The following is a 21,113-nucleotide window of genomic DNA, read 5'->3' as shown; positions in this document are numbered from 1 at the left end:
AACGGCGAAAGCGAGTTCAATCTTAACCGAAAAAATGTCGCTGACGCCCTAAAGACGGGCGCGCCAGCATGTGCTGCGAATTCCGGAAAGTTACGGCGCGCTACAATGCAGGCCGTATTGCACTGGCTTCGCGCGTGCTTTTCGCTTGCGACGTGTTGAATTCGCGGCTGCTTCGCGACGTAGCTTGCGGTGCCGATGCGTCGTTGTGCCGCGATGATCTCGATCGCGTGTTTTCGCAAAGGACCGCGATTGTGGCATCGATGGGCGCCGCGCAATCGCTCGAATACCGGCGGTTTTTCCGCGTGTATTTCGCGTTTTGTGCTGCGGCACGATGTCGATGCTCGGCGCTCACCGACACGTTTTGTTACCACTTGGCGCGCCCGTTTCATTGCAACGCGTGCCATGTGTGCGTTCTCACTACTCGCTTTTCTTCGTATGTTTGCCAACTCTCGCATCGTTGCCAGCGCACAGCCCGGCCCGCACGACAAGCTCGCTGAGCTCGTGGCGCGGCATCGCGATGCCACCTTCCGCAAGCCGCTCGCCGCGTACAGTGCGGCGGCGTTCGACAAGGCGATTGCCGTTTGGCGCGCCGCAGGGTCGCCGCCGCTCATCATCGATGCAGGATGCGGTGTCGGTGAAAGCACGCTGCATCTCGCGACGCAATTTCCCGATCACTTCGTTATCGGCATCGATCAGTCGGAGAGCCGCATCGTGCGCGGCAAAGATTGGTGGGGCGAGACGTGGCCGGAGAATTTTGTGTGGGTGCGCGCAGATCTCGTCGACTTCTGGCGGCAGTTGCTCGATGCCGGTATTCGCCCCGCGCGTCACTACATTCTTTATCCGAACCCGTGGCCGAAGATCGGACAACTGTCGCGCCGCTGGCAGGGGCATGCAGTGTTTCCGGCGATCGTGGCGCTCGGTGGCGTGCTGGAATGCCGCAGCAACTGGCATGTCTACGTCGAGGAGTTTGCGCTGGCGGTCGAATGGCTCTCGGGCGTGAAGCCCACGGTCGAGGTCTGGACGCCCGAGTCACCGGTCACGCCGTTCGAGCGCAAATATCTCGCGTCGGGACATTCGCTGCATCGCTGTGTGGCGACGCTGCCGAGCACAGACAAGCACGACCATCAGCAGGACGGCGGGCACGACGATAAGCAGGACTAGCGCCGGCAAGCACGCCAGCGAACCGCTGCAATGACAAAGGCCATGCGTGAGGTGCGCATGGCCTTTGTTTTGTCACCGGCATCGCACGCGCGTAGCGCGCAGTGCCCGCTTAGTGGAAGTGCGGGCGGCTCGGCTCGGCGTCTTCCGGCATCTCGGCGTGAACGATCTCACCGACCGGGTCCGGATACAGCGGCACGCCGCAATCGTCGCAATACTCGGGATCGAAACGCCCCGGATGCTTGCGAATTTCCGTCACGCCGCAAGCCTTGAGCAGGTCGGTCACTTCATCGAGTGCGCCGCCTTCGACTTCGCCGTTCTCGCGTCCGTACAGCGGCCACACCACGCCATAAATCACGTCGTTGCTGCCACGTTGCGTGAAGCCGATGCGGTACTCGTCGATGTTTTGCTCGCCGAAGCCTGCGACCACGGCACGCAACTCGGTCGGCGTGAGCGTGAGCACGTCTTCCAGATAGCGCAGCGCCGTGCGAATCGTGTGCGGACGAATGCGTTCGTCAGCTTCGCGGCAGCTCGCGTAATAGGCGTCCGGCAGCAGGCACTCGATCTCGCAGCCCGGCAGCAGGGCGTTCAAATTCGGGCCGCCTTGTGCCGTCCATGCTTCTTGGCATTGACCGCGTTCGGCATGACGCGCGTCTTCCTCTTGCCAGCGGAACATCGGCGTGCCCTTCGGCACAACGACAGCGGCAAGCAGGAAACGCGGATCGGCGAGGATCGGGGCCGTCTCGGGCAAATCGTTACCGGGGTGCTTCACCTCGGCATTGTCGACGGCGGCGCGTACGAGTTGTTGCGTGACCTTCCACGACTCGCAGTGCGTGCGCGGCAACTGATCGATGCTGTAGAGATACGGCGAGATGGCCACGCGTGCCGTATCCGCCAGCACGTGCGCGTGCAGGTGCGCGCGGATCGGCATCAATGCGTCGTCTTTCACCGGCCCCGAGGGAATCGCATAACGCGTCCACGCGAGAATGGGAATCGCGATGAGCAGGCCGTCCCACGTCTGGCCTTCGGCTTCCGGTTCCGCCGATTCGCTTTGCGACTCGATCAGATCGGCCAGCGCGCCGTAGGCCTCGCTGTGATTGGCTTGCAGATGGTCGAGCGCAGCGTCGATGGCCGGTTGGTTGCCGGTGCGCAGCACGCGCGTGAGCAGCGTGTCGAGTTGGGCTTCCCAAAAGCGGTCTTCGATACGGCTGCCCGAGGCAGCGAGCGCGAGCGCGTGGCCGACCAGCTTTTCGGCGTCGGGAGTCAGTCTTTTGGCGGTGCGTGAGCGCATAGTCGAGCGAAGCAGAAACACATGAACTCACGATTGTACGGCATGCGGCAACGCGATTGAGGGGACGGTGGCGCGCAATGCGCAGGAATGCCGTGAATATGCGCTCTATGCGGCACAAATTGCCCGGATTTCGGCGGGCGCATGGGCCGCCCGCCAAAGTGCGACATCAGAAATCGAAAGCGAGATTCGCAGGCGCAGAGAGTCGCGTGCGGGCCGTGGCGGCGTTGCGTTTGGCGTCGACGGCGGCGAGTGCGGCCCCTTCGAGCGAGAGCAGGGCGAGTTTGCGCTCGACGCCGCTGGCGTAGCCCGTGAGCGTGCCGTCCGCGCCGATGACGCGGTGGCAGGGCACGATGATCGTGATCGGATTCCGGCCGTTGGCGGCCCCTACGGCGCGCGATTTGTTGGCGTCGCCGAGCGCATGGGCGAGGTCGCCATAGCTGCGGGTCTCGCCGAACGGAATGCGGCACAACTCGGCCCAAACGCTTTGCTGAAACGGCGTGCCTTCAGGGGCCAGTGCGAGATCGAACGCGCGGCGACCGTCGTGAAAGTATTCGTCGAGTTGTTGCATCGCGTCGGTCAGGACGGTGACGTCGGCGCCGTCGCGACGCTGCGCGTCGTCGTCCGGGCAATACTTCTGGCGGGAGAAATAGACGCCCGTGAGTGCATCGCCGTTCGAGACCAGCAGCATCTCGCCCAGCGGGCTGTCGTAGAGGGCTTCATAAAGTGCTTTCACGCGTGTCATACACAAACCTCCTGCAATGAGACGACCGGCAACCCTGCCGGTCCCTGCGCCGCTGCGCGCCAGACATGCAGCGCCGCGTAGGCTCGCCACGGGGCCCATTGGGCCGCGCGTTCGGCGACGGCGCGCCCGTCAGGCACACCTAACGCCTGTCGCAGCACCAGATCGTCGACCGGCATGGCGTCCGGCGAGCCCAGCGCACGCATCGCGATGTACTGCGCTGTCCAGGGGCCGATGCCTTTGATGGCGAGCAAGGCCTTCACCGTGGCTTCGGGGGGCGCCAATGGGTCCAGACGGAGTCCGTCTTCGACGATGGCGCGCGCAACGCCATGAATGGCGGCGATACGACTGCGAATGATACCGGCTTCACCGAGCGAGTCGACGGGCACCGCAAGCATTTGTGCGGCGCTCGGAAACGTGTGCGTCAGCCCATGGACAGGCGTCGTCAGCGGCGTGCCGAAGCGTTGCGCGAGCCGTCCTAACAGGCGCCTTGCCCCCTTCACCGTAATTTGCTGGCCGACGATGGCACGCACCGCAATTTCGAAGCCATCGACCGCGCCGGGCACGCGCAGGCCGGGCGTTGCGTTCGCGAGCGTACCGAGATGGGTATCGATCACATCGGGGCGGGCACCGAGATCGAATAGATGCCGAAGTTTGCCGAGCACTTGCGGCACGCAGCCAGCAAGTGATGGCGGCAAGGTTACTTGCAGCGCATGCCGATCCGGCAACGGCCGGATGCGGCACCAGCCGACGAGTGTCTGGCCGTCTTCGCGTGCGATGCGCAGCGTGCGCGTGTAGGTATCGCCTTCGCGCAGTTCCACACCTTCGATCGCGCGGTCGCCGAGAAAGTCGAGCAGGGCGTCCCATGCGAAGGGCGGGCGATAAGCGAGTTGAAACACGAGGTCGCCATCGGGGATAGCCGCGTGGCGGGCGTTCAGGCGCAAGCGACCCGGGGCGAAACCGTAGCGGGTTTTGAATAGCCCATTAAAACGCCGCACGCTGCCGAAGCCAGCCGCGAGCGCCACTTCGGTGACGGGCAGCGCGGTATCCGTCAGCAGGCGCTTGGCGAGCAGCAGGCGCTGCGTTTGGGCGTATTCGACGGGGGAGACGCCGAATTCGTCGGCAAAGATGCGGCGCAGGTGGCGTTCCGTGATGCCGATGCGCGCGGCGAGGGCGGGGAGGTCGGCGCTGTTCAGAAAGCCTTCGTCGATCATCGCGGCGGCGGCGTCGGCCAGTTCACGCGTGGCGTCGAAGCGAGCGATGCCGGGGGCGAGTTCGGGGCGGCATTTCAGGCACGGGCGGTAACCGGCCTTTTCGGCCGCGGCGGCGCTGCCATAGAACGAGCAGTTCTCGAAGCGGGGCGTGCGCACGTTGCACACGGGGCGGCAATAGATGCCCGTCGAGGACACGCCGACGAAGAACCACCCGTCGAAGCGGCGGTCGCGGGCCGAGACGGCTTTGTAACAGACTTCGGGGTCGAGCGTCATGGTCGGGGAGGGCGGCGAAAGTATGGATGTCACTTTACGCGCGGGGCCTCGCCGTCGCTAGTCATTTTCGGACATGACAGCCAAAACGACAAAACCCGGCCGAAGCCGGGTTTTGTCTTCTGACCGGTAACGCCGAAGCGTCGCCGGTCAGTCCATCTGCGAGATGTCGCTGATGCCGCTTATGCAGCCGCGAGCAACTGACGCAGCACGAACGGCAGGATACCGCCGTGCTTGTAGTAATCCACTTCGATCGGCGTGTCGATACGCAGCAGGGCTTCCACCTTCTGCGTTTCGCCGTTCTTGCGGTGGATGACCAGCGTGACGTCTTGTTGCGGCTTGATATCGGCGCTCAGGCCTTCGATATCGAACGTCTCTTCGCCGGTGATGCCGAGCGATTGTGCGCTGTCCGAGCCCTTGAATTGCAGGGGCAGCACGCCCATGCCGACCAGGTTCGAGCGGTGGATACGTTCGAACGAGCGCGCGATCACAGCCTTCACGCCCAGCAGTTGCGTGCCCTTGGCTGCCCAGTCACGCGACGAGCCCGTGCCGTACTCTTCGCCACCGAACACGACCGTCGGCGTACCTTCGGCCACGTACTTCATTGCGGCGTCGTAAATCGACAGCTGTTCGCCGCTCGGCTGGTGAATCGTCAGGCCGCCTTCGACGCGCGAACCGTCTTCCTTGGCCGGAATCATCAGGTTCTTGATACGCACGTTGGCGAACGTGCCGCGCATCATCACTTCGTGATTGCCGCGACGCGAACCGTAGCTGTTGAAGTCGGCCTTGAGCACGCCGTTCTCGAGCAGCCACTTGCCAGCAGGCGACGTTTCCTTGATCGAACCCGCCGGGCTGATGTGGTCGGTCGTGACCGAGTCACCAAACACGCCCAGGGCGCGCGCCCCGTTCACCGGCTTGATGTCGGCGTTCGGTTCCATGGCGAAACCGTCGAAGAACGGCGGCTCGGCAATGTACGTCGACGTCGGCCAGTTGTAGACCTCGCCCTTCGAGCCCTTGATCTTCGCCCACAGCGGGCTCGGTTCCTTCACCGAGTCGTAGTTGGCCTTGAAGACCTTGGCGTTCATCGCGAACTTCATCAGCTTGTGGATTTCTTCGCTGGTCGGCCAGATGTCGCCCAGGAAGATCTCCTTTCCGCCCTTACCCTTGCCAACCGGCTCGGTCATCAGGTCGCGCGTCACGTTACCGGCGATCGCGTAAGCGACGACCAGCGGCGGCGAGGCCAGGAAGTTGGCGCGAATGTTCGGGTGAATACGCGCTTCGAAGTTACGGTTGCCCGAGAGCACGGCCGACGCGACCATGTCGTTCTTCGTGATCGTATCGTTGAGTTCGGCGGTCAGATCGCCAGCGTTACCGATACAGGTCGTGCAGCCGTACGCCGTTACGCCAAAGCCCAGCTTCTCGAGGTACGGCAGCAGACCCGCCGCTTCGAGGTACTCGGTCACCACGCGGCTTCCCGGGGCGAGCGACGTCTTGATGTGCGGGGCCACCTTCAAGCCAGCTTCCACGGCCTTCTTGGCCAGCAGACCGGCGGCGAGCAGCACGCTCGGGTTCGACGTGTTCGTGCACGACGTAATGGCAGCGATGAGCACGTCGCCGTTCTTCACGTCGATGCCGCTGGCCGTCTGGTACGTCGTTTCGAGTTGTTCGGTCGTCTTGTTGAAGCCGTTTTCTGCCGTCGGCTTCGTGAACAGGTCGGCGAACGTCGACTTCACGTGACCGATTTCGATACGGTCTTGCGGACGCTTCGGGCCAGCCAGCGACGGGGCCACCGAGCCCAGATCCAGCGTGAGCGTCTTCGTGTAATCGATTTCGTTGGTCTTCGGAATACCGAACAGCTTCTGGGCCTTGAAGTACGACGCAAAGGCGTCGATCTCGGCCTTCGTGCGGCCCGTGCCCTGGAAGTAGTCGATCGTCTTTTCGTCGACCGGGAAGAAGCCCATCGTGGCGCCGTATTCCGGGGCCATGTTGGCGATGGTGGCGCGGTCTGGCAGCGCCAGGCTGGCCGTACCTTCGCCAAAGAATTCGACGAACTTGCCGACGACTTTCTCGCGACGCAGCATTTCGGTGATCGTGAGCACGAGGTCGGTTGCCGTCACGCCTTCGCGCAGGCGGCCCGTCAGTTCCACACCGACGACGTCCGGCGTCAGGAAATACACCGGCTGGCCGAGCATGCCGGCTTCGGCTTCGATACCGCCCACGCCCCAGCCCACCACGCCAATACCGTTGATCATGGTCGTGTGGCTATCGGTACCGACGAGGGTATCCGGATAGAACACGTTGTCTTTCTTGTGCACGCCACGTGCCAGATATTCCAGGTTCACCTGGTGCACGATGCCGTAGCCCGGCTGCACGACGCCGAACGTGTCGAACGCCTGCATCCCCCACTTCATGAACTGGTAGCGCTCGTTGTTGCGCTGGAATTCCAGTTTCATGTTCAAGTCGAGCGCTTTCTTCTCGCGGAAGTGATCGATCTGCACCGAGTGGTCGACCACCAGATCGACCGGCACCAGCGGCTCGATACGCTTCGGGTTCTTGCCCTGACGCTCGGCGACGTTACGCATCGCGGCCAAGTCGGCCAGCAGCGGCACGCCGGTGAAGTCTTGCAGCACAACGCGCGCCACGACGAACGGAATTTCGTCGACGCGATCGGCATTCGGCTTCCAGTTGGCGAGCTGCTTGACGTGCTCTTCCGTCACTTTCTTGCCGTCGCAGTTGCGCAGCACTGACTCGAGCACGATACGGATCGACACCGGCAGGCGTTCGACGTTCACACCCAGGGCTTTGCCCAGTTGGGGCAGCGAGTAGAACTTGCCTTTCTTGTCGCCGCTGAGCTTGAACTCTTTAAGCGTTTTGTGGAGGTTGTGGGCCATGATCTTTCCTTGAGTGATACAGAAAAACGAAGCGGTGTTGATACTTTTAGTGGGGGCCGGCGTCGTGCGAATTCAAGGCTGTGAATGCCGTGAATCCGCGCTCGCGCCGGTACTTCTCAATTGCGGTGCAACAGGAAAGGGGCTGGTGCCGCATGCGTCTCTTGTGCGCGAGACGTCTTACTTCAGCAGTTCGACCGACTGCGTCGGGGCCAGCTTGTTCTGATCCGACATCGCTTGCGTCATGCATTCGTCAGCCAGACGGCTGCCGCCATCGCGGTGCGTGAACAGCATCGCCTTGGTCGGGATCACGACCAGATCGAGGCCGCTCGCAGCGTCGAAGAAGCGGTCGGCGCCCGTCGTCGTCTGTTGGCGCGGCAGCTTGTAATTACGACCTTCCCAGAACATCGTCAGAATCTGGTCGCGCTTCATGTCGCCTTTGATGTACAGCTTGTTGTTCTCTTTGCAGCTCCAGAGTTCCGAGCCTTCGTCCGGTTGTGCCGGTGCCGCAGCCGCCGCAGCTTTCTTCTTGGCCGGGGCTTTCTTCTTCGGCGCCGCCTTCTTGGTCGTCGTGGTGGACGCATCAGCAGCAAATGCCGCCGGCACCATGGCTGCGGAACACAGGGCGACCAGCGCGGTCAGGCAAAGCTTCTTCATGGTGAGTCTCCAGTCGGTAAGAAATCGAAAGCGCAGATTATCGTACGAAGTCTGCGTACTTCGGCATCACCATACAAATTTTTTCATTTCGGCACGGGCAAACGCAGTCGGCGGCGGCGGTGTGGACCGGCGTCGCTGATGTTGGTGTTGCGGTGCGGAATGGGCCTGCGAGGTGTGAGGCGGGCGGGATACTTGGCGAAACGAACGCTGGCAAGGCGCGGAAGCGGAGAAAGTGCCGGAATCCAGTGCTGCCATCGGCGTACCGGCGCCCGGGGTCGGGTGCGGCAGGCTTGCGGCGGCTTTGAGGATTTGCATTCGCTTGGCCAAAAATTCGCTCTCTGAGTCGCTTATCGGATGCGCCGGGGGATGCGCTGACGATACGCGAAACGTCGTGACTGCGGGGGTGCTTCTGCTGATCCGTTTCGGGAATAATCCTTCGATCGGATGAGTCGCGCCGACATGGGGGTGTGCCGCCGGCGCTGTTTCGGCCCCCCGCGATGCTTATGGCAGCGCTTGGGGCCGAGGTCTCCGAGGGGATTAGCCCAGCAGATGTGCTACGCCAGCACGCTCTTCTTCCAACTCATTGAGCGTGATGTTCATCTTTTCGCGCGAGTAGGCGTCGATTTCGAGGCCTTCCACACGCTTGTACTTGCCGTTTTCGCAGGTGACCGGCACGCCGTAGATGACGTCTTCCGGAATACCGTACGAGCCGTCCGACGGGATGCCCATCGTGACCCACTTGCCGTTCGTGCCCAGCACCCAGTCATGGATGTGGTCGATGGCAGCGTTGGCAGCCGAAGCAGCCGACGACAGACCACGGGCTTCAATGATGGCGGCGCCGCGCTTGCCGACGGTCGGCAGGAACACGTCGTTGTTCCACACGTCGTCGTTGATCAGGGCCTTGACGTTCTGGCCGTCGATCGTGGCGAAGCGGTAGTCGGCGTACATCGTCGGCGAGTGGTTGCCCCACACGGCCAGCTTTTCGATGCTGGCGACCGGCTTGCCGGTCTTGGCGGCGATTTGCGACAGGGCACGGTTGTGGTCCAGACGCAGCATCGCGGTGAAGTTTTCCTTCGGCAGGTTCGGAGCCGACTTCATGGCGATGTAGGCGTTCGTGTTGGCCGGGTTACCGACCACGAGCACCTTGACGTCACGCTTGGCGACTTCGTCCAGGGCCTTGCCTTGCACCGTGAAGATTGCGCCGTTGGCTTCGAGCAGGTCCTTACGTTCCATGCCCTTCGAGCGCGGACGGGCACCGACCAGCAGCGCGACGTCGGCATCCTTGAAGGCGACCTTCGGGTCGTCGGTCACCACCACGCCGGCGAGCAGCGGGAAGGCGCAGTCTTCGAGCTCCATCACGACGCCCTTGACGGCGGCTTGAGCTTGCGGGAGGTCGAGCAGTTGCAGGATGACGGGCTGATCCTTGCCGAGCATGTCGCCATTAGCGATGCGGAACAGCAGGGAGTAGCCGATTTGGCCAGCGGCGCCGGTGACGGCGACACGCATTGCGGGTTTTGCCATGAGAATCTCTCCAGACGTGTACAAATTCCTGCGAAGCTCAAGGTAAGCTCGCCGTCCGGGTGGCTTTTTGCCAGGCTGACAGCGCCGCGTCACATGAAGCTTCTAAAATTCCTTGACCTACGGAAGCTTACGGGCTGCGGGGTATGCTGCCAGCGATATGTGCGAAGCGCCGGACTCTCTTATAAGATAGCCGTGCTGCGGCTGCGCAGGCCCCTATTAGCCCGCGCCAGTGTAGGAGTCGCCACACTGAATGTCAACTCTATCTTATGTCTTATATAAGACATAGGATTATTGCTGTTATTCGATGGACGAAGGTCTTGATTTGTGGTCAAATCCCCGCCATGAATGCGAACGTTCGCGACACATCCAACACCACGCCGCCTGTCGATGCCCCGCAGCGGCCGGACAGCGCGCGTGACGCCGCACCGGCACCTCAGGGCCCGTCGGGCGTGGCTGCGGCAAGTGCGTCGCCCACGTTCAGTCCGCTTTATCAGCAGATCAAAGGGCTCATTACCCAGAGCCTTCAAGCCGGCGAATGGAAGCCCGGCGAAATCATTCCGAGTGAAGTCGATCTGGCCGGCCGCTACAAGGTCAGTCAGGGCACGGTGCGTAAAGCCATCGATGAGCTTTCGGCCGAAAACCTGCTCGTGCGCCGTCAGGGCCGCGGCACGTTTGTCGCGACTCACCATGAAGACCGGGTGCAATTCCGGTTTTTGCGTCTCGCGCCCGATTCGGGCGAACAACACCATCCTCCCAGCCGCCTGATCGAGTGCCGCCGTATGCGCGCACCGGCAGAGATCGCGCGTCAGCTTGAGCTGCGCGCTGGTGACGGGGTGATTCTAATCCGCCGCATGATGGATTTCTCGGACCGTCCCACGGTGCTCGACGAAATCTGGCTGCCGGGCACGCTGTTTCGCGGCCTGACGGCGGAGAAGCTTAATGAATACAAGGGGCCGATGTATGGGCTCTTCGAAGACGAATTCGGTACGCGCATGATTCGCGCCGTGGAAAAAGTCCGCGCCGTGGCCGCAGACGACATGACGGCGGATCTGCTCAAGGTGCCGAAGGGGTTCCCGCTGCTGAGTGTGGAGCGCGTCTCCTACACTTATGGAGACAAACCGGTGGAAGTGCGCCGGGGTTGGTATGTCACCACGGAACATCATTACCAGAACGAATTAAGTTGAGAGGGTAGGGCGGTCGAGGGTGTTGGCTGGCGTCGTGGCCGGCAAACGCCTGATGGCCGGAGGCATGAGGGGCGGCGTGTCGTGCGCCGTTGGCAGGGAATTTCCGGGTCATTGGGAACCGTGATGGTGCAACGCACTAGAAACGGCGCTAAAATCCGGGGCTGATGTAACTACATGGGGTCTAGCATGGCTGAAGTGGTAAAAAAAGAGCGGCCAGTCTACAGGAATATCGGTATCGGACAGATTGTCACGTACCGTCTCCCGCTGGCTGGTATCGTGTCTATCCTGCACCGTATTAGCGGTGTGATCTTGTTCCTGTTGTTGCCGTTCGCACTGTACTTGTTCGAACAGAGCCTGACATCGGAACTCAGCTTCGACGTTCTGCGAAGCATCGCCTCCAACTGGTTTGCCAAGCTCGTCATCCTTGCGCTGTCGTGGGGCTTCTTGCAGCACTTCTGTGCTGGCGTGCGCCACCTGCGCATGGACTTCAACCACGACGCCGTGAGCAAAGAAGGCGGCAAGAACTCGGCCGTGGTCGTGCTGGTCGTGTCGCTCGTGCTGACGCTGGCCGTCGCCCTCAAGCTGTTCGGAGCGTTCTAAGATGGCACAGAACAATATCGGTTCCAAGCGCCTGGTCGTCGGCGCCCACTACGGGCTGCGCGACTGGATTGCGCAGCGCATGACCGCGGTCATCATGGCCGTGTACACCGTGATCCTGCTGGTGTGGTTCTTCCTCGCCAAGGATTTCTCCTACGAAGGCTGGGCTGGCATCTTCTCGCATCAGTGGATGAAGCTGGCCACGTTCGTTACGCTGCTCGCGCTGTTCTATCACGCGTGGGTCGGTGTGCGCGACGTGTGGATGGACTACGTCAAGCCGGTCGGTGTGCGACTGGCGCTGTACGCACTGACGATCGTCTGGCTGCTGGCTTGTGCCGGCTACGCCGCGCAGATTCTGTGGAGAGTGTAAAGAATGGCTGCAATTAAAAATTCGCTGCCGCGCCGCCGCTTTGACGTTGTCATCGTGGGCGCAGGTGGTTCGGGCATGCGTGCGTCGCTGCAACTGGCCAAGGCCGGTCTGTCGGTGGCCGTGCTGTCCAAGGTGTTCCCCACCCGTTCGCATACCGTTGCTGCCCAAGGCGGCATCGGCGCTTCGCTCGGCAACATGAGCGAAGACAACTGGCACTACCACTTCTACGACACCATCAAGGGCTCCGACTGGCTCGGCGACCAAGATGCGATCGAGTTCATGTGCCGTCAGGCACCGAACGCCGTGTACGAGCTCGAACACTTCGGCATGCCGTTCGACCGTAACCCGGATGGCACGATTTATCAGCGCCCGTTCGGCGGCCACACGGCCAACTACGGCGAGAAGCCGGTTCAGCGCGCTTGCGCGGCTGCCGACCGTACCGGTCACGCGCTGCTGCACACGCTGTATCAGCAAAACGTCGCGGCCAAGACCCACTTCTTCGTGGAGTGGATGGCGCTCGACCTGATTCGTAACGAAGAGGGCGATGTCCTCGGCGTGTCGGCGCTGGAACTCGAGACCGGCGAAGTCTACCTGCTCGAAGCCAAGTGCACGTTGTTCGCGACCGGCGGTGCCGGCCGTGTGTACGCCGCCTCGACCAACGCGTTCATCAACACCGGTGACGGTCTGGGGATGGCAGCGCGCGCAGGCATTCCGCTCGAAGACATGGAATTCTGGCAATTCCACCCGACCGGCGTGGCCGGCGCGGGCGTGCTGATCACCGAAGGTGTGCGCGGCGAAGGCGGTATTCTGCGCAACTCGAACGGCGAGCGCTTCATGGAACGCTACGCACCGACGCTGAAGGATCTGGCGCCGCGTGACTTCGTGTCGCGTTCGATGGACCAGGAAATCAAGGAAGGCCGCGGTTGCGGTCCGAACGGCGACTACGTGCTGCTCGACCTCTCGCACATCGGTGCGGAGACGATCATGAAGCGTCTGCCGTCGATTCGCGAAATCGCGCTGAAGTTCGCCAACGTCGACGCGATCAAGGAACCGATCCCGGTCGTGCCGACCATCCACTATCAGATGGGTGGTATTCCGACGAACTACCACGGCCAGGTCGTGGTGCAGAAGGAAGGCAGCTCGGTGCCGGTCAACGGCTTCTACGCAGTGGGCGAATGCTCGTGCGTGTCGGTCCACGGTGCGAACCGTCTGGGCACGAACTCGCTGCTCGACCTCGTGGTGTTCGGCCGTGCGGCCGGTAACCACATCGTCGACTTCGTGAAGAATCACGGCGACCACAAGCCGCTGCCCGCCGACGCCGGCGAGAACGCCCTGGCACGTCTGGGCCGTCTCGATGGCTCGAGCTCGGGCGAGTACGCCCAAGACATCGCCAACGACATCCGCGCGACCATGCAGAAGCACGCTGGCGTGTTCCGTACCGCCGACCTGCTCAAGGAAGGCGTGGGCGAGATTCTGCAAGTGGCCGAGCGCGTCTCGCACGTCCACCTGAAGGACAAGTCGAAGGTGTTCAACACGGCGCGTATGGAAGCGCTGGAAGTCGACAACCTGATCGAAGTGGCCAAGGCCACCATGATCGCAGCCGAAGCCCGTAAGGAAAGCCGCGGCGCACACGCGCACAGCGATTATCCGGAACGCGACGACGCTAACTGGATGCGCCACTCGCTGTTCTTCAGCGAAGGCAATCGTCTGGATTACAAGCCGGTGCAACTCAAGCCGCTGACCGTCGACTCGGTTCCGCCCAAGGCGCGGACGTTCTAAGGGATTCGCAAGATCATGAAACGCATTTTCGAAGTCTACCGCTACGATCCGGACAAGGACGCCGCACCGTACATGCAGACCTACGAGGTCGAACTCGACGGTCACGAGCGCATGCTGCTCGACGCATTGGTCAAGCTCAAGAAGATCGATGAAGGCATCGCCTTCCGCCGCTCGTGCCGCGAAGGCGTGTGCGGTTCGGACGCGATGAACATCAACGGCAAGAATGGTCTGGCCTGCCTGACCAACATGAAGGATCTGCCGAACAAGATCGTTCTGAAGCCGCTGCCGGGCCTGCCCGTCATTCGCGACTTGATCGTCGACATGACGCACTTCTTCAACCAGTACCACTCGATCAAGCCGTACCTGATCAACCCCGAGCCGGCACCGGAGAAGGAGCGCCTTCAGTCGCCCGAACAGCGTGATGAGCTCGATGGCTTGTACGAGTGTATTCTGTGCGCATCGTGCTCGACGTCGTGCCCGAGCTTCTGGTGGAACCCGGACAAGTTCGTCGGCCCGGCTGGCCTGCTGCAAGCGTATCGCTTCATCGCGGATAGCCGCGATACGGCGACGAGCGAGCGTCTGGACAACCTGGAAGACCCGTACCGACTGTTCCGCTGCCACACCATCATGAACTGTGTGGACGTGTGCCCGAAGGGTCTGAACCCGACGAAGGCCATCGGTAAGATCAAGGAGTTGATGGTGCGTCGCGCCGTCTAACTATTGATCATGCCGGACACTACTCACCAGTCTGATCCGGTCAAGCGTGCCCGCCTGCGTTGGCGGGCACGTCGCGGCTTGCTGGAAAACGACCTCATTCTCGAACGGTTCTTCGCCAAGTACGAAGCCTCGATGACCGATGAGGACGTCGGCGCCCTGACCAGGCTGCTCGATTTGAGCGACAACGATTTGATGGATCTGCTGCTAGCGCGTAAAGAGCCCGAGGCGGATCTGGACGGGCCGGACGTGCAGCGCCTGCTGGCGCTTCTGCGTGCCGTGTAGGGGTTTAAGTATTTTTTTGAGGAAGCGATATGACTCCGTCTGATGTTAAAGCCACCCTATCTTTCTCCGACGAATCGCCCAGCGTAGAGCTGCCGATTTACAAGGGTACGATGGGTCCGGATGTGATCGACATCCGTAAGCTGTACGGCCAGACCGGCAAATTCACGTATGACCCGGGCTTTATGTCGACGGCGTCGTGCAATTCCGCCATCACTTACATCGATGGCGACAAGGGCGAGCTGCTGTACCGCGGCTACCCGATCGAACAGTTGGCCACCAACTGCGACTTCCTCGAGACCTCGTACCTGCTGCTCAAGGGCGAACTGCCGAGCGCGCAACAAAAGGCCGAGTTCGTCGACACCGTGACCCGTCACACGATGGTTCACGAGCAGATGAATTTCTTCTTCCGTGGCTTCCGCCGTGACGCGCACCCGATGGCTGTGCTGACCGGTTCGGTCGGTGCCCTGTCGGCGTTCTACCACGACTCGCTGGACATCAATAACCCGAATCACCGCGAAGTCTCGGCGATTCGCTTGATCGCCAAGCTGCCGACGCTCGTCGCCATGGCGTACAAGTACAGCATCGGCCAGCCGTTCGTGTACCCGCGCAACGACCTGTCGTACAGCGCGAACTTCATGCGCATGATGTTCGCCAACCCGTGCGAAGAGTACAAGGTCAACGACGTGCTGGTGCGCGCCCTCGACCGTATCTTGATCCTGCACGCCGATCACGAACAAAACGCTTCGACCTCGACCGTGCGTCTGGCCGGTTCGTCGGGCGCTAACCCGTTCGCCTGTATCGCTGCTGGTATCGCATGTCTGTGGGGCCCGGCGCACGGTGGTGCGAACGAAGCCGCGCTCAACATGCTTGAGCAGATCGGTTCGCCGGACAAGATTCCTGAGTTCATCAAGCAAGTGAAGGACAAGAACTCGGGCGTGAAGCTGATGGGCTTCGGTCACCGCGTGTACAAGAACTACGATCCGCGTGCCAAGCTGATGCGCGAAACGTGCTACGAAGTGCTCAACGAACTGGGCCTGCACGACGATCCGCTGTTCAAGCTGGCTATGCAGCTCGAAAAGATCGCCCTGGAAGACGAATACTTCGTGTCGCGCAAGCTGTACCCGAACGTCGACTTCTACTCGGGTATCGTTCAGCGCGCGCTGGGTATCCCGACCTCGATGTTCACCTGCATCTTCGCGCTGGCCCGTACCGTGGGCTGGATCGCGCAGTGGAACGAGATGATCGGCGAGCCGGACCAGAAGATTGGCCGTCCGCGTCAGCTGTTCATCGGCCACACGCCGCGCGAAGTCGTGGCCATCGACAAGCGCTAAGCGCGTCGAGGCCTCCGGCACGGCCCCCGCTTGCCGTGCCGGCACCGCAACCTTGCCGAAACGGCAAGGCGGTGCGGCCCGCAACGAGCCCTCGTTGCGCTATATTCGAATCCACGGCACACGCTGCCGTGATTCGCACAAATCCCCGGTTGATCGTGCGTTTACCGCCCGGTTTCCCGGGGATTTCGTATTCCGCCGGCGCGAAAGCGCTATGGCATAATCAAAAGTTCCCAGAACGATTTTTGTTCCCAGAACGATATTTAGCCCCGCGTTTTTATCATGGCCCAAACGCTGTATGACAAGTTGTGGGATGCACACGTCGTGCATACCGAGGACGATGGCACCACGGTGCTCTACATCGACCGTCACCTGCTGCATGAGGTGACCAGTCCGCAGGCGTTCGAGGGGCTAAAACTCGCACAGCGTCCGGTCTGGCGTCTCTCGGCCAACCTTGCGGTCTCCGACCACAACGTGCCGACCACCGACCGCACGCAAGGCATCGCCGACCCGATTTCGCGTTTGCAAGTCGATACGCTCGACAGCAACTGCGACAGCTTCGGCATCACCCAATTCAAGATGAACGATCTCCGTCAGGGGATCGTGCACGTGATCGGCCCTGAGCAGGGCGCCACGTTGCCCGGCATGACGGTGGTGTGCGGCGACTCGCACACGTCGACGCATGGCGCCTTCGGGGCGCTGGCCTTCGGCATCGGCACGTCGGAAGTCGAGCACACGCTCGCCACGCAGACGCTGCTCATGAAGAAGAGCAAGAACATGCTGGTGAAGGTCGAAGGCACCCTGCCGCGCGGCTGCTCCGCCAAGGACATCGTGCTGGCTGTGATCGGCAAGATCGGTACCGCAGGCGGCACCGGCTACACGATCGAGTTCGCCGGTTCGGCCATTCGCTCGCTGACGATGGAAGGCCGCATGACCGTGTGCAATATGGCGATCGAAGCGGGCGCTCGCGCCGGTCTGGTCGCCGTGGACGACACCACGATCAACTACGTGAAGGGCCGTCCGTTCTCGCCGAGCGGCGTGGAATTCCAGCAGGCCGAAGCCTACTGGCGTACGTTCCACACCGACCCGGGCGCGAAGTTCGACCACGTTGTCGAGATCAACGCCGCCGACCTGCGTCCGCAAGTGAGCTGGGGCACGTCGCCGGAAATGGTGGTCAGCATCGACGACCGCGTGCCGGACCCGGAGAAGGAAAAAGACCCGGTTAAGCGCAACGCTATGGAGCGCGCGCTCGAGTACATGGCGCTCACGCCGGATACGCCGATGTCGAGCATCAACGTCGACAAGGTGTTCATCGGCTCGTGCACCAATTCGCGCATCGAAGACATTCGCGCTGCGGCTTACGTGGTGAAGAAGCTGGGCCGTCGCGTGGCATCGAACGTGCGTCTGGCGATGGTCGTGCCGGGCTCCGGTCTGGTGAAGCATCAAGCCGAACAGGAAGGGCTGGATCAGGTCTTCAAGGCCGCCGGCTTCGAATGGCGCGAGCCGGGTTGCTCGATGTGTCTGGCGATGAATGCCGACCGTCTGGAGCCGGGTGAGCGTTGCGCATCGACCTCGAACCGTAACTTCGAAGGCCGTCAGGGCGCCGGTGGCCGTACGCACCTCGTTAGCCCGGCCATGGCGGCAGCCGCTGCCATCGAAGGTCATTTCGTCGACGTGCGCCGCCTGGTCTGAGGGCAGGGCATCGATTTATCCGTCGTTTAACACTTTCTTTTAAAGAGATAAAACCATGAAGAAACTGTGGATGCTGATCGGTGCGGTGCTGCTGCTGGGCGTGACGGGCTGCAATACGATGGCCGGCCTGGGCAAAGATACGCAGGCGGCTGGCTCGGCGCTCGAAAACGCGGCGAAGAAGTGATGCGACGGTGCGCGTCGCGCGGGTTTCGACCCCGCGACGGGCACCTTTGAGATTCCGGCGTTGGCGGCCGCAACCGTTCACCCGATGGTGACGGGGCCGCGACTGCCGAACTGATTTAATCAGGTGGTTTGTGATGGAAAAATTTACCGTCCATACGGGCTTGGTGGCACCGCTCGATCGCGAAAACGTCGATACCGACGCGATCATCCCCAAGCAATTTCTGAAGTCGATCAAGCGCACGGGTTTTGGCCAAAACCTGTTCGACGAGTGGCGCTACCTCGATGCGGGTGAGCCCGGGCAAGATTGCAGCACGCGTCCGCTCAACCCGAACTTCGTGCTCAATCAGCCGCGCTACCAAGGCGCGACGATTCTGCTCGCACGCAAGAACTTCGGCTGCGGTAGCTCGCGTGAGCACGCACCGTGGGCCTTGCAGCAATACGGCTTCCGTGCCGTGATTGCGTCGAGCTTCGCCGACATCTTCTTCAACAACTGCTACAAGAACGGGCTGCTGCCGATCGCGCTGTCCGAGATGCAGGTTGACCACCTGTTCAACGAGACCGCTGCATTTGCCGGCTATCAGTTGACCATCGACCTCGACAAGCAGGCGGTGATTACGCCCGACGGCCGTGGTTACGAGTTCGACATCGCACCGTTCCGCAAGTACTGCTTGATGAACGGTTTCGACGACATTGGCCTGACGCTGCGTCACGCCGACAAGATTCGCGCGTATGAAGCGGAGCGGCTTGCCAAGCAGCCGTGGCTCTCGACGCGCCTGCCGGGCTGAGCCCCGCACCCCCTAGGAGATCGCATGAAAATCGCTGTGTTGCCGGGTGACGGCATTGGTCCGGAAATCGTGAAGGAAGCCGTCAACGTGCTGAATGCGCTTGGCGAGACGTTCGAGCTGGAAGAAGCGCCCGTTGGTGGTGCTGGTTACGAGGCGTCGGGCCACCCGCTGCCGGAAGCCACGCTCAAGCTGGCCAAGGATGCGGACGCTATCCTGTTTGGCGCCGTGGGCGACTGGAAGTATGATTCGTTGGAGCGTGCACTGCGCCCCGAGCAAGCCATTCTGGGCCTGCGCAAGCATTTGCAGCTGTTCGCCAACTTCCGCCCGGCCATTTTGTACAAGGAACTGGCCGACGCGTCGAGCCTGAAGCCGGAAATCGTGGCAGGCCTCGATATCCTGATCATTCGCGAGCTGAACGGCGACATCTACTTCGGTCAACCGAAGGGCTTCCGCCAATCGCCGGATGGCGCTTTCGAAGGCGCGCGCGAAGGTTTTGATACCATGCGCTATAGCGTGCCGGAAGTGGAGCGCATCGCGCACGTCGCGTTTCAGGCGGCGGCCAAGCGCGACAAGCGTTTGTGCTCGGTCGACAAGGCCAACGTGCTCGAGACGTCGCAGCTGTGGCGCGACACGATGATCGAAGTGGCGAAGCAGTACCCGGAAGTCGAGTTGTCGCATATGTACGTCGACAACGCCGCCATGCAACTGGTCAAGGCACCGAAGAACTTCGACGTGGTGGTGACGGGTAACATGTTCGGCGATATCCTGTCGGACGAAGCCGCGATGCTCACGGGTTCGATCGGCATGCTGCCGTCGGCATCGCTGGATGCCAATAACAAGGGGTTGTACGAACCGTCGCACGGTTCGGCCCCCGACATCGCCGGTAAGGGCGTGGCCAATCCGTTGGCAACGATCTTGTCGGCTGCCATGATGCTGCGCTACACGCTGGGTAAGGCTGAACAGGCCGACCGCGTGGAGAACGCAGTGAAGAAGGTGCTGGCGCAGGGATTGCGCACGCCCGATATCTGGCAGGAGGGCGCGACCAAGGTCGGTACGCGCGAAATGGGCGCGGCGGTAGTTGCCGCGCTATAACGTTGACGGGGCGTCGTGAGACGCCCCTCGGCGCAATTGCAACGATAAGAGAGTGGATAAATGAAAACCGTAGGTCTGGTAGGTTGGCGGGGCATGGTCGGTTCGGTCCTGATGCAGCGCATGCAACAGGAGAACGACTTTGCTTTGATCGAGCCGGTGTTTTTCAGCACCAGCAACGCGGGCGGCAAAGCCCCGTCGATGGCGAAGAACGAGACTTCGCTGAAAGACGCCAATGATGTCAACGAGCTGAAAAAATGCGACATCATCATTACCTGCCAGGGCGGTGACTACACAACAGAGATCTTCCCGAAGCTGCGCGCTGCGGGTTGGAACGGCTATTGGATCGACGCGGCTTCGACGCTGCGTATGAAGGACGATGCCATCATCGTGCTCGATCCGGTCAATCTCGACGTGATCAAGAATTCGCTCACCAAGGGCACCAAGAACTTCATCGGCGGCAACTGCACGGTGAGCTGCATGCTGATGGGCCTGGGCGGCCTGTTCCAGCACGGTCTGGTCGACTGGCTGACGTCGATGACGTATCAGGCAGCCTCGGGCGGCGGTGCGCAACACATGCGCGAGTTGCTCACGCAGTTCGGCAGCATCAACGCCGAAGTCAAGTCGCTGCTCGACGATCCGCATGCGGCCATTCTCGAAATCGACCGCAAGGTGCTGGCTAAGCAGCACGCCCTGACGGCCGACGAAACCAAGCAATTCGGCGTGCCGCTGGGCGGCAATCTGATTCCTTGGATCGATAAGGACCTGGGCAACGGTCAGTCGAAGGAAGAGTGGAAGGGCGGTGCCGAGACCAACAAGATTCTGGGTCTGGGCGACGGTTTCCCGGGCACGCGTGAAATTCCGGTCGACGGTCTGTGCGTGCGTATCGGCGCGATGCGTTGCCACAGCCAGGCACTGACCATCAAGCTTACGAAGGATGTGCCGTTAGATGAACTGACCGACATCATCGGTCAGGCGAACGACTGGGTGAAGGTTGTGCCGAACACGCGTGAGGCGTCGATGAAGGATTTGACGCCTGCGGCAGTGACCGGCACGATGTCGATTCCGGTGGGCCGCCTGCGCAAGATGTCGATGGGTCCGGAGTATTTGTCGGCATTCACGGTGGGCGATCAGCTCCTGTGGGGTGCGGCAGAACCGCTGCGTCGTATGCTGCGGATCCTGCTGGACGCTTGAGCGTTACAGTGCATCGGTAAGGCGTGAAGAACGGCGGCCCGCGAGGCCGCCGTCCGCGCTTTGGGAGGCGCCCCTTGCAGCTTGCGGGGCGGCCAGTGACAAACACGCTGACAGGCTTGATAAGACACAGTGCGGAAATACTCCATCGGCAAGCGCGCAAATTCGTCCCACTCGT

General features: G+C 61.8%; 19 protein-coding genes. 13 read left to right on the top strand and 6 right to left on the bottom strand.

All coding sequences use genetic code 11. From position 1 onward, the window contains the following. The first annotated feature begins 435 nt into the window (after window positions 1–435). Complete coding sequence (gene trmB / locus PPN31114_RS07160; RefSeq protein ID WP_150678717.1) at window positions 436–1,161, top strand: tRNA (guanine(46)-N(7))-methyltransferase TrmB; 726 nt, start codon at window positions 436–438, stop codon at window positions 1,159–1,161. Between the two features lie 109 nt (window positions 1,162–1,270). Here the strand turns inward: trmB and PPN31114_RS07155 are convergent, their stop codons facing one another. From PPN31114_RS07155 to PPN31114_RS07130, 6 genes are all read right to left on the bottom strand, one after another. Then, entirely contained in the window at window positions 1,271–2,449 is a 1,179-nt protein-coding gene (locus PPN31114_RS07155; protein WP_150678716.1) for a DUF2863 family protein, read from the bottom strand. 166 nt (window positions 2,450–2,615) lie between these two features. Then, entirely contained in the window at window positions 2,616–3,191 is a 576-nt protein-coding gene (locus tag PPN31114_RS07150) for a methylated-DNA--[protein]-cysteine S-methyltransferase (RefSeq protein ID WP_150678715.1), read from the bottom strand. After that, window positions 3,188–4,675 carry a DNA-3-methyladenine glycosylase 2 gene (locus PPN31114_RS07145; protein ID WP_150679202.1) on the bottom strand — a complete coding sequence of 496 codons (1,488 nt, stop codon included), beginning with the start codon at window positions 4,673–4,675 and terminating at the stop codon, window positions 3,188–3,190. Before PPN31114_RS07145 ends, PPN31114_RS07150 begins: the two co-directional genes overlap by 4 nt. Before the next feature lie 179 nt (window positions 4,676–4,854). After that, window positions 4,855–7,563, bottom strand: coding sequence for an aconitate hydratase AcnA (gene acnA / locus PPN31114_RS07140; protein WP_150678714.1), 2,709 nt, complete (start codon window positions 7,561–7,563; stop codon window positions 4,855–4,857). A gap of 177 nt (window positions 7,564–7,740) precedes the next feature. Then, window positions 7,741–8,217: a hypothetical protein gene (locus PPN31114_RS07135; RefSeq protein ID WP_150678713.1), complete on the bottom strand. Its 477-nt coding sequence runs from the start codon at window positions 8,215–8,217 to the stop codon at window positions 7,741–7,743. Window positions 8,218–8,754: 537 nt separating this feature from the next. Next, on the bottom strand, window positions 8,755–9,738 hold the full coding sequence (locus PPN31114_RS07130) for a malate dehydrogenase (protein WP_150678712.1): 984 nt from the start codon (window positions 9,736–9,738) through the stop codon (window positions 8,755–8,757). A 341-nt stretch (window positions 9,739–10,079) separates the two neighbouring features. Between PPN31114_RS07130 and PPN31114_RS07125 the strand changes: the two genes are divergently transcribed. The 12 genes from PPN31114_RS07125 (at window position 10,080) to asd (ending at window position 20,938) form a co-directional block, all read left to right on the top strand. Continuing rightward, on the top strand, window positions 10,080–10,922 hold the full coding sequence (locus PPN31114_RS07125) for a GntR family transcriptional regulator (protein ID WP_150678711.1): 843 nt from the start codon (window positions 10,080–10,082) through the stop codon (window positions 10,920–10,922). A gap of 186 nt (window positions 10,923–11,108) precedes the next feature. Beyond that, window positions 11,109–11,522, top strand: a complete 414-nt coding sequence (gene sdhC / locus PPN31114_RS07120; RefSeq protein ID WP_150678710.1) for a succinate dehydrogenase, cytochrome b556 subunit — start codon at window positions 11,109–11,111, stop codon at window positions 11,520–11,522. A 1-nt stretch (window position 11,523) separates the two neighbouring features. Then, on the top strand, window positions 11,524–11,889 hold the full coding sequence (sdhD, locus tag PPN31114_RS07115) for a succinate dehydrogenase, hydrophobic membrane anchor protein (protein ID WP_150678709.1): 366 nt from the start codon (window positions 11,524–11,526) through the stop codon (window positions 11,887–11,889). A gap of 3 nt (window positions 11,890–11,892) precedes the next feature. Beyond that, window positions 11,893–13,668 carry a succinate dehydrogenase flavoprotein subunit gene (sdhA, locus tag PPN31114_RS07110; RefSeq protein ID WP_150678708.1) on the top strand — a complete coding sequence of 592 codons (1,776 nt, stop codon included), beginning with the start codon at window positions 11,893–11,895 and terminating at the stop codon, window positions 13,666–13,668. Window positions 13,669–13,680: 12 nt separating this feature from the next. Beyond that, a complete protein-coding gene (locus PPN31114_RS07105) occupies window positions 13,681–14,385 on the top strand; it encodes a succinate dehydrogenase iron-sulfur subunit (protein WP_064675097.1) in 705 nt (234 codons plus the stop codon). A 9-nt stretch (window positions 14,386–14,394) separates the two neighbouring features. Next, a complete protein-coding gene (locus tag PPN31114_RS07100; protein WP_058379326.1) occupies window positions 14,395–14,667 on the top strand; it encodes an FAD assembly factor SdhE in 273 nt (90 codons plus the stop codon). Window positions 14,668–14,696: 29 nt separating this feature from the next. Next, window positions 14,697–15,998, top strand: a complete 1,302-nt coding sequence (gene gltA / locus PPN31114_RS07095) for a citrate synthase (protein ID WP_150678707.1) — start codon at window positions 14,697–14,699, stop codon at window positions 15,996–15,998. 279 nt (window positions 15,999–16,277) lie between these two features. Then, window positions 16,278–17,687: a 3-isopropylmalate dehydratase large subunit gene (leuC, locus tag PPN31114_RS07090; protein WP_150678706.1), complete on the top strand. Its 1,410-nt coding sequence runs from the start codon at window positions 16,278–16,280 to the stop codon at window positions 17,685–17,687. Between the two features lie 55 nt (window positions 17,688–17,742). Then, window positions 17,743–17,871, top strand: coding sequence for an entericidin A/B family lipoprotein (locus tag PPN31114_RS07085; RefSeq protein WP_058379323.1), 129 nt, complete (start codon window positions 17,743–17,745; stop codon window positions 17,869–17,871). A gap of 133 nt (window positions 17,872–18,004) precedes the next feature. Then, entirely contained in the window at window positions 18,005–18,655 is a 651-nt protein-coding gene (gene leuD, locus PPN31114_RS07080) for a 3-isopropylmalate dehydratase small subunit (RefSeq protein ID WP_150678705.1), read from the top strand. Window positions 18,656–18,679: 24 nt separating this feature from the next. After that, window positions 18,680–19,747: a 3-isopropylmalate dehydrogenase gene (gene leuB / locus PPN31114_RS07075; protein ID WP_150678704.1), complete on the top strand. Its 1,068-nt coding sequence runs from the start codon at window positions 18,680–18,682 to the stop codon at window positions 19,745–19,747. A 60-nt stretch (window positions 19,748–19,807) separates the two neighbouring features. Beyond that, on the top strand, window positions 19,808–20,938 hold the full coding sequence (asd, locus tag PPN31114_RS07070) for an aspartate-semialdehyde dehydrogenase (protein WP_150678703.1): 1,131 nt from the start codon (window positions 19,808–19,810) through the stop codon (window positions 20,936–20,938). Window positions 20,939–21,113: the final 175 nt, after the last annotated feature.

This window comes from Pandoraea pneumonica (assembly GCF_902459645.1).
GTDB lineage: Bacteria > Pseudomonadota > Gammaproteobacteria > Burkholderiales > Burkholderiaceae > Pandoraea > Pandoraea pneumonica.
The sequence above is the reverse complement of the archived record's forward strand: the minus strand, read 5'-3'. Positions and strand labels throughout refer to the sequence as shown.

Coding starts and splice junctions, on each gene's coding strand:
- PPN31114_RS07155 (WP_150678716.1), bottom strand. CDS start 2,449: ATGCGCTCACGCACCGCCAAAAGACTGACTCCCGACGCCGAAAAGCTG.
- leuD (WP_150678705.1), top strand. CDS start 18,005: ATGGAAAAATTTACCGTCCATACGGGCTTGGTGGCACCGCTCGATCGC.
- PPN31114_RS07135 (WP_150678713.1), bottom strand. CDS start 8,217: ATGAAGAAGCTTTGCCTGACCGCGCTGGTCGCCCTGTGTTCCGCAGCC.
- sdhA (WP_150678708.1), top strand. CDS start 11,893: ATGGCTGCAATTAAAAATTCGCTGCCGCGCCGCCGCTTTGACGTTGTC.
- leuC (WP_150678706.1), top strand. CDS start 16,278: ATGGCCCAAACGCTGTATGACAAGTTGTGGGATGCACACGTCGTGCAT.
- trmB (WP_150678717.1), top strand. CDS start 436: ATGTTTGCCAACTCTCGCATCGTTGCCAGCGCACAGCCCGGCCCGCAC.
- PPN31114_RS07100 (WP_058379326.1), top strand. CDS start 14,395: ATGCCGGACACTACTCACCAGTCTGATCCGGTCAAGCGTGCCCGCCTG.
- PPN31114_RS07145 (WP_150679202.1), bottom strand. CDS start 4,675: ATGACGCTCGACCCCGAAGTCTGTTACAAAGCCGTCTCGGCCCGCGAC.
- acnA (WP_150678714.1), bottom strand. CDS start 7,563: ATGGCCCACAACCTCCACAAAACGCTTAAAGAGTTCAAGCTCAGCGGC.
- sdhC (WP_150678710.1), top strand. CDS start 11,109: ATGGCTGAAGTGGTAAAAAAAGAGCGGCCAGTCTACAGGAATATCGGT.
- sdhD (WP_150678709.1), top strand. CDS start 11,524: ATGGCACAGAACAATATCGGTTCCAAGCGCCTGGTCGTCGGCGCCCAC.
- PPN31114_RS07125 (WP_150678711.1), top strand. CDS start 10,080: ATGAATGCGAACGTTCGCGACACATCCAACACCACGCCGCCTGTCGAT.
- leuB (WP_150678704.1), top strand. CDS start 18,680: ATGAAAATCGCTGTGTTGCCGGGTGACGGCATTGGTCCGGAAATCGTG.
- PPN31114_RS07150 (WP_150678715.1), bottom strand. CDS start 3,191: ATGACACGCGTGAAAGCACTTTATGAAGCCCTCTACGACAGCCCGCTG.
- PPN31114_RS07085 (WP_058379323.1), top strand. CDS start 17,743: ATGAAGAAACTGTGGATGCTGATCGGTGCGGTGCTGCTGCTGGGCGTG.
- gltA (WP_150678707.1), top strand. CDS start 14,697: ATGACTCCGTCTGATGTTAAAGCCACCCTATCTTTCTCCGACGAATCG.
- PPN31114_RS07130 (WP_150678712.1), bottom strand. CDS start 9,738: ATGGCAAAACCCGCAATGCGTGTCGCCGTCACCGGCGCCGCTGGCCAA.
- asd (WP_150678703.1), top strand. CDS start 19,808: ATGAAAACCGTAGGTCTGGTAGGTTGGCGGGGCATGGTCGGTTCGGTC.